The 12,820-nt window shown below is 71.5% G+C and carries 10 protein-coding genes; 8 read left to right on the top strand and 2 right to left on the bottom strand.

Annotation, left to right across the window (positions count from 1 at the left end; genetic code table 11):
• The first annotated feature begins 83 nt into the window (after positions 1–83).
• Genes QE370_RS06625 through QE370_RS06615 form a run of 3 tightly spaced genes read left to right on the top strand, consistent with a single transcriptional unit; the run spans position 84 to position 3,150 of the window.
• Positions 84–752: a metal-dependent transcriptional regulator gene (locus tag QE370_RS06625; RefSeq protein ID WP_286689470.1), complete on the top strand. Its 669-nt coding sequence runs from the start codon at positions 84–86 to the stop codon at positions 750–752.
• A gap of 59 nt (positions 753–811) precedes the next feature.
• Positions 812–2,713 (top strand): acyl-CoA dehydrogenase, encoded by a 1,902-nt coding sequence (locus QE370_RS06620; protein WP_309633864.1) that lies wholly within the window; start codon positions 812–814, stop codon positions 2,711–2,713.
• Complete coding sequence (locus QE370_RS06615; RefSeq protein WP_309633863.1) at positions 2,710–3,150, top strand: hypothetical protein; 441 nt, start codon at positions 2,710–2,712, stop codon at positions 3,148–3,150. Before QE370_RS06620 ends, QE370_RS06615 begins: the two co-directional genes overlap by 4 nt.
• A gap of 2 nt (positions 3,151–3,152) precedes the next feature.
• Here QE370_RS06615 and QE370_RS06610 read toward each other — a convergent pair whose 3' ends face one another.
• The gene (locus tag QE370_RS06610; protein ID WP_309633862.1) at positions 3,153–4,523 is read right to left on the bottom strand and encodes an SLC13 family permease; all 1,371 of its coding nucleotides are present in this window, start codon (positions 4,521–4,523) and stop codon (positions 3,153–3,155) included.
• A gap of 1,123 nt (positions 4,524–5,646) precedes the next feature.
• Between QE370_RS06610 and QE370_RS06605 the strand changes: the two genes are divergently transcribed.
• The gene (locus tag QE370_RS06605) at positions 5,647–6,969 is read left to right on the top strand and encodes a DUF222 domain-containing protein (protein ID WP_309633861.1); all 1,323 of its coding nucleotides are present in this window, start codon (positions 5,647–5,649) and stop codon (positions 6,967–6,969) included.
• A gap of 101 nt (positions 6,970–7,070) precedes the next feature.
• Here QE370_RS06605 and QE370_RS06600 read toward each other — a convergent pair whose 3' ends face one another.
• Positions 7,071–7,571: a MarR family winged helix-turn-helix transcriptional regulator gene (locus QE370_RS06600; protein WP_067853609.1), complete on the bottom strand. Its 501-nt coding sequence runs from the start codon at positions 7,569–7,571 to the stop codon at positions 7,071–7,073.
• 110 nt (positions 7,572–7,681) lie between these two features.
• Here QE370_RS06600 and icmF point away from each other — a divergent pair, with 110 nt between their 5' ends.
• From icmF to QE370_RS06580, 4 genes are all read left to right on the top strand, one after another.
• A complete protein-coding gene (gene icmF, locus QE370_RS06595; protein WP_309633860.1) occupies positions 7,682–10,924 on the top strand; it encodes a fused isobutyryl-CoA mutase/GTPase IcmF in 3,243 nt (1,080 codons plus the stop codon).
• Between the two features lie 118 nt (positions 10,925–11,042).
• Positions 11,043–11,708 carry a hypothetical protein gene (locus QE370_RS06590; RefSeq protein ID WP_309633859.1) on the top strand — a complete coding sequence of 222 codons (666 nt, stop codon included), beginning with the start codon at positions 11,043–11,045 and terminating at the stop codon, positions 11,706–11,708.
• 166 nt (positions 11,709–11,874) lie between these two features.
• On the top strand, positions 11,875–12,270 hold the full coding sequence (locus QE370_RS06585) for a hypothetical protein (RefSeq protein ID WP_309633858.1): 396 nt from the start codon (positions 11,875–11,877) through the stop codon (positions 12,268–12,270).
• Between the two features lie 9 nt (positions 12,271–12,279).
• Positions 12,280–12,780 carry a thioesterase family protein gene (locus tag QE370_RS06580; protein WP_309633857.1) on the top strand — a complete coding sequence of 167 codons (501 nt, stop codon included), beginning with the start codon at positions 12,280–12,282 and terminating at the stop codon, positions 12,778–12,780.
• Positions 12,781–12,820 lie beyond the last annotated feature (40 nt).

The following is a 12,820-nucleotide window of genomic DNA, read 5'->3' as shown; positions in this document are numbered from 1 at the left end:
GAACACACAAGTTCGGTGGGCCGAACTCGTGCGGGACGTCGTGAGCGCCCCGGGACGCGTCCGCCCTCCCCTACCCTGGAGCGGTGCCCGCCTCCGCCCTGTCGTCCTCGATGCAGGACTACCTGAAGGTCATCTGGACCACCCAGGAGTGGGACGACTCGCCCGTCACGTCGCGGGCGCTCGCCGAGCGCTTCGGCGTCTCCCCGTCCACCGTGTCCGAGGCGCTCAAGAAGCTCGCCGCCGCGGGGCTGGTCGACCACGAGCGCTACGGCACCGCCACCCTCACCGACGCCGGCCGCGCGGCCGCGCTCGCGATGGTCCGACGCCACCGCCTCGTCGAGACCTTCCTCGTCGACTACCTGGGCTACGCGTGGGACGAGGTGCACGACGAGGCCGAGGTGCTCGAGCACGCCGTCAGCGACGACTTCGTCGAGCGTCTCTCCGCCCGCCTCGGGCACCCCGAGTTCGACCCGCACGGCGACCCCATCCCGACCGCGGACGGCCGCCTGCCCGCCCTCGACGCGCGTCCCCTCGTCGACGTCGAGGCGCCTGCACGGTTGCGGGTCGTGCGGGTCTCCGACGAGGACCCCGCCCTGCTGCGCCACCTCGTCGACCTCGGCATGACGCTCGGCGTGACGCTGCGGCTCGTCGAGCGCCACGACTTCGCGGGCACCCTGGCCGTCGAGCTCGACGGCACGCAGCGCGACCTGGGGCACGTCGCCGCAGCCGCGATCTTCGTCGCCCCGGCCTGACCGCGGACGGCTCGCTCACAGCACTGCGGGGACCCCCGAGCGCGAGTAGCGTTCGCCCCATGACGCTGTCCGACGAAGTCCGCATCGCCCTCGACGGAAAGTGGCGGCACGTGCGCGAGCAGTCGCGCACGGAGCTCGCGGCGATGGAGCTGGCCTACGACCTCGACCTCGACATCGACGCCGCCCGCGAGCGCACCCTGCGCCAGCTGCACGGCCTCGTGCCGACCGGCGTGCCCGCGGCCGGCTTCCGCACCGAGCACGGCGGGGGCGGCGACCCCGGCATGGCGGTCACCGGCATCGAGATGCTCGCCCAGTTCGACCTGTCCCTCATGGTCAAGGCCGGCGTGCAGTGGGGACTCTTCGGCGGCGCGGTCGAGAACCTCGGCACCGAGCGGCACCGCGACCTCATCCCCCGGCTCATCGAGCTCGACCTGGTCGGCTGCTACGCGATGACCGAGATCGGCCACGGCAGCAACGTCCAGCACCTCGAGACGACCGCCACGTACGACGCCGAGACGCAGGAGTTCGTCGTCGACTCCCCCACGCCGTCGGCGACGAAGGACTACATCGGCAACGCCGCCGCGCACGCCACCGTGGCCGCGGTGTACGCGCAGCTCGTCACGCGCGGCGAGAACCACGGCGTGCACTGCTTCCTGGTGCCGATCCGCGACGACCAGGGCCAGGTGCTCGAGGGCGTCGAGGTCGGCGACGACCGGCACAAGGGCGGCCTGGGCGGCGTCGACAACGGGCGTCTGGCGTTCCACCAGGTGCGCATCCCCCGCGTCAACCTGCTCAACAAGTACGGCGACGTGGGCGAGGACGGCACCTACTCCTCGCCCATCGACGACGTGAACCGACGCTTCTTCAGCATGCTCGGCACGCTCGTGCGCGGACGGATCAGCGTCGGCGGCTCGGCGCTCGCGGCGGCCGAGGTCGCGCTCAGCATCGCCGGCCGCTACGCGCTGCAGCGTCGCCAGTTCGGCCAGGAGGGCGAGCCGGAGGTGCTGCTCGCCGACTACCGCCTGCACCAGCGTCGTCTGCTGCCGCTGCTGGCCCGCTCCTACGCGTACCGGTTCGCCCAGAACCAGCAGGTCTCGCGCATGGACCGGCTGCAGCGCGCCACCGAGCCCGACGCGCAGCAGCAGCGCGAGCTGGAGGGCCGCGCCGCCGGGCTGAAGGCGATCATGACCTGGCACGCGTCCCGCGCGATCAACGAGTCGCGCGAGATGTGCGGTGGCGCGGGCTACCTCGCCGAGAACCGGCTCACGGTCCTGCGCGGCGACATCGACGTGTTCACGACCTTCGAGGGCGACAACCACGTCATGCTGCAGCTGCTCAGCAAGGAGCTGCTCACCTCCTACGCCAAGGAGGTCGGCGGGCTCGACCCGTTCGGCATGGTCCGGTTCGTCGCCGAGACGGTCGCCGACACGGTCCGCGAGCGGACCGCCGCCAGCCAGCTCATCCAGCGCCTCATCGACGCGGCACCCGCCGGCGGCGACGCGCACGACCTGCTCGACCGCGGCACGCAGCTGAGCCTGTTCGAGGACCGCGAGCAGCACCTCATCGAGACGGCCGCCCGACGCCTCCAGCGGGCCGCGAAGGCCAAGGGCGAGGAGGCGTTCCGCATCTTCAACGACGCGCAGGACCACCTCATCCGCTGCGGTCGCGCGCACGTCGACCGCGTCGTGCTCGAGGCGTTCACCGCCGGCATCGCCCGCTGCGAGGACGAGGAGGCCGCAGACCTCCTGCGACAGGTGTGCACCGTATACGCGCTGAGCGTCATCGAGGACGACCTCGCGTGGTTCATGGCCCACAACCGCATCTCCGACCAGCGCGCCAAGGCCGTCACGCAGCTGCTCAACGAGCAGCTCGCCGGGCTGCGCCCGCACCTGCTCACGCTCGTCGAGGGACTGGGCGTGCCCGAGGAGACCCTCGGCGCCGCGATGCTCCTGAAGCAGTGACGCCCCGACACCTCGGCACGACCGTGGCCGCGCTCGCCCTGCTGACGGCGGGGTGCGCGCAGTCCGTCGACGTCGACGGTGCCGCGCGGTGGCGCGACCGCGCGGACGAGGCGGCCCGGTCGGCGCTCCTCGCCGTCGGCGACCGCGTCACCCTGGCCCCCGACGACACCCTGTCGGGCCGGGCCGACACCCAGCGCTGCCCGGGTCGGGGCAGCGACGCGGTCGTGCACCGCGTCGACGCCACGCTCGACCTCGCGTCGACGCCACCGTCGGGCCTGGCCGACGCCGTGCGCGCCGCGGTGCCGTCGGGCTACGACGTCGAGGTCGAGGTGCGGCCCGACCGGGTCGTGCTCGGCGTGGTCAGCCGGTGCCTCGACCTGCCGAGGATCCAGACGATCGAGATGGCGCTCGAGGGTCGCTACCGCGTCGAGCCCTGACGTCAGGCCAGGAACGCGACGGCGAGCACCATCGGCAACGACACCAGCGAGGCCATGCTGGTGACCAGGGTCATCGTCTTCAGCGCGCCCTTCGTCGTCAGACCGAGCAGCGACTTGAACATCCAGAAGAAGTTCGAGTTCACGGTGAGCGCGAACATCGACCCCGACGCGACGGCCAGGCCGATCGCGAGCGGTGCGACGTCGATGGAGCCCAGCACCGGGCTGATGATGCCGGCCGCGGCGATGGCCGCCACGGACACCGAGCCGATCGCGAGGTGCAGCACCGCGGCGATGAACCACGCCAGCAGGATGCTGGTGACCACGGCAGCACCCTCGCTGGCCGAGAACAGCGACGCGAGCGTCTGGTCGAGGCCCGTCGCCTCGATGACCGCGCCGAGCGAGCCGCCGATGCCGGTGATGAGCAGGATCTCGCCCGTCGTGTGGAACCCGGTCTTGAGCGCCTTGTCGGTGCGCTCCACGCCGGTCGCGGCGCGCGCGAGCAGGTAGGCGCCGAGCAGGCCCACGAAGAGCGCGACGTTCGGGTTGCCGAGGAACGCGACGAAGCCGTTCGTCACGTCGGCGAGGTCGGCGAACGCGCCACCGGCGATCATCAGCAGGGGCACGAGGATCGGCAGGAGGGCCACCGGCAGCGGCACGTCGACGTCGCTGCGGCTCGCGCCCTCGCCGGGGCCGGTGCCGGCCGTGTTCTGCTCCACGCCGTCGCCGTCGAGCGGCTCGTCCTGCGCCTCGTCGGTCTCGGGCTTCCACCAGCCGAGACGGAGCAGGCGGCCGAACAGGAACGTCGTGAGCAGCGCCGTCGCGGGCCCGAGGACGATGCCCGCGATCATGTAGGTGCCGAGCGGGATCTCGAGGATCCCCGCGATGGTGACGGCGGCCAGGCCGGGCACGACGAACACGTAGCCCGCGAAGATGCCTGTGCCGATCGCACCGGCCAGGTGCGCGAGCCCGCGGGGCCCGACGTGGCGCGCCGACGACCGCGCGATCGGCGCGGCGAGCACGACCTGCACGTCGACGTAGATCGACGGGAACACCGTCGACATGGCGCCGGTGAGCGCGTAGGGCAGACGTTTCGCCCCCACGACCGACAGCAGCGCCCGCACGAGCTTGCGGAACGTGCCCAGCGAGTGCAGGAGGGCGCCGATGAGCACGCCGAACCCGATGAGGAGCCCGACCTTCGTCATGATCTCCCCGAACCCGCCGGTGATGGCGGTGACCGTGCCCTCGAACCCCACGCCGGCGGCGAGCCCGAGGTAGAGGCAGGCGATCACGAGCGAGATCACCGGGTCGACCTTCGCCCAGATGATCAGCCCGACCACGAGCACGATGGCGATGGCGGTGTGGACGACTTCCACGATCTTCCCCCTCGATCGACAGTGCGCCTCACCCTAGGCCACCCCTCCCGCCGCGGCCCCCACGCGAGGTCCCGCCCCTGGAGCAGGAGGGCCCGCAAGCGAGTCCCGCTGGTCGAGTAGACCGACCGGCGACGAAGGAGCCCGGTCGGTCGTATCGAGACCACTCGGCAACAGCCCCGCGCGAGCCACCCCGCAGCGACAGCTTGGAGTGGTCTCGATACGTCGCCACACGTCTCGTCCCTCGGCGGAGGCGACTACTCGACCAGCGACGCCCACCGCTGGTCGAGTAGTCAGGACGGCGAGCGCCAGCGAGCTCGTCCTGACGTATCGAGACCACCCGGCAACAGCCCCGCGCGAGCCACCCCGCAGCGACAGCTTGGAGTGGTCTCGATACGTCGGCTCCAGGCTCGTACCTCGCCAGGCCCGACTATTCGACCAGCGACGCCCACCGCTGGTCGAGTAGTCAGAACGGCGAGCGCCAGCGAGCTCGTCCTGACGTATCGAGACCACCCGGCAACAGCCCCGCGCGAGCCAGCCCCCAGCGACAGCTTGGAGTGGTCTCGATACGACGGCCCCAGGCTCGTACCTCGCCAGGCCCGACTACTCGACCAGCGAATCGTTCCGCTGGTCGAGTAGACCGACCGGCGACGAAGGAGCCCGGTCGGACGTATCGAGACCACCCGGCAACAGCTCAGCGCGGACCGACCCCCAGCGACAGCTTGGAGTGGTCTCGATACGTCGGCTCCAGGCTCGTACCTCGCCAGGCCCGACTACTCGACCAGCGACGCCCACCGCTGGTCGAGTAGTCAGGACGGCGAGCGCCAGCGAGCTCGTCCTGACGTATCGAGACCACCCGGCAACAGCCCCGCGCGAGCCACCCCGCAGCGACAGCTTGGAGTGGTCTCGATACGCCCGGAGCACGCTCGTCCCTCACGGCTCCGCGCTACTCGACCAGCGACGCCCACCGCTGGTCGAGTAGTCAGGACGGCGAGCGCCAGCGAGCTCGTCCTGACGTATCGAGACCACCCGGCAACAGCCCAGCGCGAACCAGCAGAAACCCCACTGTCCACAGGAGTTTTCCGGGCCGGAGGGGGGTGTCGGAGGGGGTGCCTAGGTTGGAGACATGAACCCCACCGACACCCTCCTGGCTGACGCGGCGACCGCGTCGGCGCGGGTGTGGGCGGGTGAGGCGGAGCAGGCGCGGGCGGTGCTGCGGTTCGTGGAGACCCGCCGCACCGACGCCCTCACCCAAGGGTTGAGTGCCCGTCAGGTCGAGGACGCCCGGCAGGTCGCGATCCTGGAGGCCGCCCTCGAGCTGCACGTCGCGCAGGGGTTCGTGGCGAACCTGGTCTCGGCCACCCGCACCCTGGTGGTGGACCTGCCCACCGTGTGGGCTGGCCACCTGCGGGGCGAGGTCGACCGGGCCAAGGCCCGCGAGATCGCCTCCACCGCATGGAAGCTGCATGCGCCGGAGAACGTGACCCGGTTGGACGAGACCGTCCTCGCCTACGCCACCACCCACACCCTCGGCCAGCTGAAGGGATGGCTGCGCCGGTTCCTCATCCGGGTCGAGCCGGACCACGCGATCGAGCGCCGCCAGGCCGCCCAGCAGGACCGCAACGTCACCATCACGGCCCTGGATGACGGGATGAGCCTGCTGCAGGCCCTCATCCCCACCACCGACGCCCTCCTCATCGACCGGGACCTGACCCTGGCCGCGAAGGCCTCCCGCCGCCAGACACCAGACGATGAGCGGACCCTGGCCCACGCTCGTGCTGACGCGCTCGTCGACACCCTCCTGCGCAAGGGCGAGACGGACACGCCTGGCCGCACGCCGGTCGGCACGTCAGGGCGTGGCCGCTTCCACGTCGGCATCACCGTCTCCCTGGCCACCCTGCTCGGCCTCTCCAGCGAGCCGGGCGTCTCTGCCGACGGGCAGCACGTCCTCGACCCCGCCCTGCTCGCCGAGCTCGCCACCGCCGAAGGCACGTTGTTCTCGCGGTTGTTGACCGACGAGAACGGCGGGATCCTCGACGTGACCGAGCTGGGCCGCTTCCCCACCCAGCCCCTACGCAGGGCGTTGAACCTCATCGACGGGACCTGCGACGTTCCCGGCTGCACCCGACCCGCCACCGGCTGCGACGTCGACCACCAGATCCCCCACGACCCCGACCCACCACCCGACGGACGACAACCCGGCCAGCAGCGCGGACCCACCGCAGCGGGGAACCTGCACCACCGGTGCCCACCCCACCACGGCCTCAAGACCCGCGGAGCGTTGACGGTCAGCCACGACCAGGACGGCAACGCCCACTGGCACCTACCCACCCGCACCCTGCCCGCCGAGACCGCGTTCACCCGCGCCTGGACCCGACGACCCCGCACCATCCAGTTCGTCGAGATCCACCACACCCACCCCGACCACATCCAGTACCGACCCCGATGAGACGAGGTGCCGGGCTCACCCTGCAGAGGGTTGGGAGCGCGCCCAGACGACGAGCAGCACGATCGGCGCGACCAACCTCGGCTCCCGCGTCCCTCCCTCGCTCACGCGCCGAAGTCGACCTGACGCAGACCCCGCAGCAGCGCGTACGCCGCCTGCTGGTCGTCGGCGTCGAGCTGCGCGACCCCGAACTGCACGTCCATGAGCGCGGCGGTGGCGTCCTCGACCACCCGCTCACCGTCGGGCGTCAGCGACGCGAAGGTCCGGCGGCGGTCGGTCGGGTCGGGCTCGCGGACCACCAGGCCCTGCGCCTCCAGCCGGTCGATCGCGTTCGTCACCGACGTCGGGTGCACCATCAGCCGCTCGCCGATCTTGCTCAACGGCAGCCGGCCGGCACGACTGAAGGAGATGAGGCGCAGCACCTCGAAACGCGCGAACGTGATCCCGTGCGGCTTCAGTGCCGCGTCGAGACGACTGATGACGAGCTGGTGCACCCGCATGATCGACGTCGCGAGCCGCATCGCCGTGGCGTCGCCGATGCGCTCCTCCCACAGCTCTCCCGCCCGCTCGAGCGGGTCGAACGCGAGTCGGGGCTCCTGCGGCATGGGCTGATCATAGGCGCAGCGGCGCGCACCGGGCCGACCTCGACGACGGGGTGGTGCGCAGCACGTCCCATTAGTAGGATGTCCGAGCATCTGACTTCCTAGGAGTTCGCATGACCGCGCTGCACGTGCCCACGCACCCCGTCCGACTCGTCACCGCGTCGGCGCTCTTCGACGGGCACGACGCGTCGATCAACATCATGCGGAGGATCTTCCAGAGCCAGGGGGCGGAGGTGATCCACCTCGGCCACAACCGCTCGGTCCAGGAGGTCGTCGACGCGGCCATCGAGGAGGACGTCCAGGGCGTGGCCGTCTCGTCCTACCAGGGCGGGCACGTCGAGTACTTCGAGTACCTCGTGGAGTCGCTGCGCGAGCAAGGCGCCGGTCACGTGCAGGTCGTCGGCGGCGGGGGCGGCGTCATCGTGCCCGAGGAGATCGCCCGGCTGCGCGCCTCCGGCGTCACGATCTTCTCTCCCGAGGACGGCCAGCGCATGGGCCTCGCGGGCATGATCAGCTCCGTCGTCGAGGCGTGCGACATCGACCTCACCTCGCTCGGCGCCCTCGACGTCGACGCCGTCCTCGCCGGCGAGCGCGCCGCCGTCGCCCGTGCCATCACGTTCGCCGAGACGGGCCGCCTCGCCGGAGCCGACCTCGAGCGGGTGCGCGAGGCCGCGGCCGGCCACCGGTCGCCCGTGCTCGGCATCACCGGCACCGGCGGCTCGGGCAAGTCGTCGCTCACCGACGAGCTCGTGCGCCGGTTCCGCGTCGACCAGCAGGACAAGCTGCGGGTGGCCGTCGTCGCCGTCGACCCCACCCGACGTCGCGGGGGCGGTGCCCTGCTCGGCGACCGCATCCGCATGAACTCCCTCGGCAGTGCCGTGCGAGGGGCGGACTGCACCTACTTCCGCTCGCTCGCCACCCGCGGCTCCCACGAGCTGCCCGACTGCCTCGACGACGTCGTCGCCGTGCTGAAGGCGGCCGGGTTCGACCTCGTGGTCGTCGAGACGCCCGGCATCGGACAGGGCGACGCCGCGATCGTGCCGCACGTCGACACAGCCATGTACGTCATGACGCCGGAGTTCGGTGCGGCCTCGCAGCTGGAGAAGATCGACATGCTCGACTTCGCCGACGTCGTCGCGATCAACAAGTTCGAGCGCCGCGGGGCGAAGGACGCCTACCGCGACGTCGGCCGCCAGCTGGTGCGCAACCGCGAGGCGTTCGGGAAGAAGCCGGAGGACATGCCGATCTTCGGCACGTCGGCCGCCACGTTCAACGACGACGGCGTCACGGCGCTCTACCAGCACCTGCGCGACCACCTCGCCGAACGCGGCCTGCCGGTCGCCGAGGGCACGCTCGCACCGGTCGCCGTGCGCTGCTCGTCGGGCATCCAGGCCGTCGTGCCGGCCGACCGCGCCCGCTACCTGTCCGAGATCACCGAGACGGTCCGCGGGTACCACGCCGAGACCGAGCGACTCGCCGACGCCGCCGACCGTGCACAGCGGCTCGAGACCACCGCCGCCGAGCTCGCCGACGCCGGCCTCGACGCCGGCGCCGTCACGACGCTGCTCGAGTCGGCCCGCAGGCACGTGCCGCACGACGTCGCCGACCAGATCGCCGGTTGGCCCGCCGTCGTGGAGTCCTACTCCGGCGACGAGCAGGTGGTGCGGGTCCGCGACCGCGAGATCGTCACGCAGCTGACCCGCGAGTCCCTGTCGGGGAACAAGATCCCGCGCGTCTCGCTCCCCCGGTTCACCGGCCACGGCGACCTGGTGCGCTTCTGGCGTCGGGAGAACCTGCCCGGGTTCTTCCCGTACACGGCCGGCGTCTTCCCGTTCAAGCGGGACGGCGAGGACCCCGCCCGCATGTTCGCCGGCGAGGGCGACCCGTTCCGCACCAACCGACGGTTCAAGCTGCTCAGCGAGGACGGTGAGGCCACCCGGCTGTCCACCGCCTTCGACTCCGTGACGCTCTACGGCCGCGACCCCGATCCTCGCCCCGACGTGTACGGCAAGGTCGGCACCTCGGGGGTCTCGGTCGCGACGCTCGACGACATGAAGGCGCTCTACGACGGCTTCGACCTCGTCTCGCCGAGCACGTCGGTCTCGATGACCATCAACGGTCCGGCCCCCACCGTGCTCGCCTTCTTCCTCAACACCGTCATCGACCAGCAGGTCGACGCCTTCCGCGAGCGCGAGGGACGCGAGCCCGACGAGACCGAGCACGCCGAGCTGCGCTCGTACGCCCTGAAGAACGTGCGCGGCACGGTGCAGGCCGACATCCTCAAGGAGGACCAGGGCCAGAACACGTGCCTGTTCTCGACGGAGTTCAGCCTGCGCATGATGGGCGACATCCAGCAGTACTTCATCGACGAGGGCGTGCGGAACTTCTACTCCGTCTCGATCTCCGGCTACCACATCGCCGAGGCCGGGGCGAACCCCATCAGCCAGCTCGCGTTCACCCTCGCGAACGGCTTCACCTACGTCGAGTCCTACCTCGCGCGCGGCATGGACGTCGACGACTTCGCCCCGAACCTGTCGTTCTTCTTCTCCAACGGCATGGACCCGGAGTACTCGGTGCTCGGCCGTGTCGCGCGCCGCATCTGGGCGGTGGCGATGAGGGAGAAGTACGGCGCGAACGACCGCAGCCAGAAGCTGAAGTACCACGTGCAGACGTCGGGTCGCTCCCTGCACGCGCAGGAGATGGACTTCAACGACATCCGCACGACCCTGCAGGCGCTCATCGCGATCTACGACAACGCGAACAGCCTGCACACCAACGCCTACGACGAGGCCGTCACGACGCCGACGACCGAGTCGGTGCGCCGGGCGCTCGCCATCCAGCTGATCATCAACCGCGAGTGGGGCCTCGCGATGAACGAGAACCCGCTGCAGGGCTCCTACGTCATCGACGAGCTCACCGATCTCGTCGAGGCTGCCGTGCTGGCCGAGTTCGACGCGATCAACGAGCGCGGCGGTGTGCTGGGCGCGATGGAGACCGGCTACCAGCGCGGCCGCATCCAGGACGAGTCGATGCTCTACGAGCACCGCAAGCACGACGGGTCGCTGCCGATCATCGGTGTCAACACGTTCCGCCGACCCGATGCCGAGGGTCAGGAGCACGTGGTCGAGCTGGCGCGTGCGACGGAGTCGGAGAAGCAGTCGCAGCTCGACCGGGTGCACGCGTTCCAGCAGGCGCACCGCTCGGATGCGGAGGAGGCGATCGCCCGGCTGAAGGACGCGGCGACGTCGGGCCAGAACGTGTTCGCGGTCCTCATGGACGCCGCGCGCGTGTGCTCGCTGCAGCAGGTGACGGAGGCGTTCTTCGAGGTCGGGGGGCAGTACCGGCGCAACGTCTGAGTGCGGACCGGTGGCGGCGCCGACGACTCGCTCGAGTCGCCGGTATCACGACCACGTCCTACCGTGAAAGTCAAGACCCGATCGCCGATCGATCGAGCTCAGCGACAGGAGCCCCACCATGACCACCCACGACCCCCGCCCCGAGGCCACCCCGGCCCACCGCGACGCCCCTGCCGCCCACCGCGAGCCGGTGGGCGACCGCACCGACCCGACGCTCGACCGGCGCGACGTCGTCGACCGCGAGAAGGAGCGCTTCGGCGGCGTCAAGATCGTCTGCGCCTTCTTCGGCTGGATCACCGCGACCGGCATGAGCGTGCTGCTCGCCGCGCTCGTCGCCGCAGCCGGTGCCGGCATCGGCCTGGCGTCCGACACCACCGACCTCGCGAACGCGGCCCAAGACCAGGGGATCTCCGCCGGCGAGATCGGCTGGGCCGGCGTCATCCTGCTCCTCGTCGTCGTGTTCGTGTCGTACTACAGCGGCGGCTACGTCGCCGGCCGCATGGCCCGCTTCGACGGCATCCGCCAGGGCCTCGCGGTCTTCGGCTGGGCCGTCGTCGCGGCCATCGTCATCGCGATCCTCGGCGCCGTCGCCGGCTCGCAGTACAACGTGTTCGACAACCTGAACGCGTTCCCGCGCATCCCGGACAGCCTGTCCGACCTGACCCTGCAGGGCGTCGTCGCCCTCGTCGGCGTCGTCGCCACGGCCCTCGTGGGCGCTGCGCTCGGCGGCCTGGCCGGCATGCACTTCCACCGCAAGGTCGACAAGGCCGGTCTCGGTCGCTGACGCAGCACCGACCGGTCCCACCCTGCACCCCACGGTTCCCCGCGACCGTGGGGTGCGGTGCGTCCAGGAGCGTCCCGGTGCACGAGAGCGCCCGAACGGGGTACGGAGAACGTCGAGGTCCGCGACGGACGGCGCCGCCGGCGCAGCGCGGACATGAGGAGAGCACATGGACACCTGGGTCTGGATCGTCATCGCCGTCGTCGTCGCACTGGTCGTGCTCGCCGTCGCCCTCGCCGCGGCTCGCAGGTCGAGCGAGGCACGCCGCGTCCGCGACCGTGACCGGGCCGTGACGCTGCGCGAGGAGGCTGCCGAGGCGCACGTCGCCGCCGGACGTACCGAGGCGGGCGCTGCCGTCGCCCGCGCCGACGCGGACGAGGCGCGGCTGGAGGCCGACCGCCTCGAGCGGCACGCCGTCGACCTGGAGAACGAGGCCGCCGAGGCGCAGGGCCACGCCGACGACCGCCTGGCCGAGGCGGACCGGCTCGACCCCGACGCTCCCGAGGGAGGCCGGGCGTCCCACGACGGTGGGCACCGCGCCGACCCCACCGATCCGCGGCGGTAGCGTCGGGGCGTGACGACCCTCCCCACGTACGAGCAGGCCGCGAGCCTCCCCGTCGTCCACGAGCACGTGGTCGGCCCGGAGCACCTCGACGAGAACCGGCACATGAACATCGCGCACTACTTCACGTTCGGCGGCGCGGCGATCTGGGCCCGCCACCAGCGCGACCTCGGCATGGCCGACGCGTACATCACCGAGCGGGGCCTGACGACGTTCACCGCCGAGCAGCACCTGCGCTACCTGGGCGAGTCGGTCGAGGGCGACCGCATCGGCGTGAGCGTCGTGGTCGTCGACCGCAGCGACAAGGTGCTGCACGTGGCCGCACTGCTCACCAACCACACGCGGCGCGAGCTGTCGTGCGTGATGGAGGCGGTCACCGTGCACGTCGACTTCGGCACGCGCCGGCCGGTGCCCTTCCCCGACGACGTCACCGACCTGCTCGACGCGGCGATCGCGGACGACCGGCCGGCCTGGGAGCTGCCGCTCAGCGGGGGGCTGGGCGTCCGACGCTGACCCGCTCGGGAGGCGCCGGCCGCGCTCGTCGGGTACGAAG

Origin of the sequence: Aeromicrobium sp. SORGH_AS_0981 (assembly GCF_031453195.1) — a bacterium.
Taxonomy (GTDB): domain Bacteria; phylum Actinomycetota; class Actinomycetes; order Propionibacteriales; family Nocardioidaceae; genus Aeromicrobium.
The sequence above is the reverse complement of the archived record's forward strand: the minus strand, read 5'-3'. Positions and strand labels throughout refer to the sequence as shown.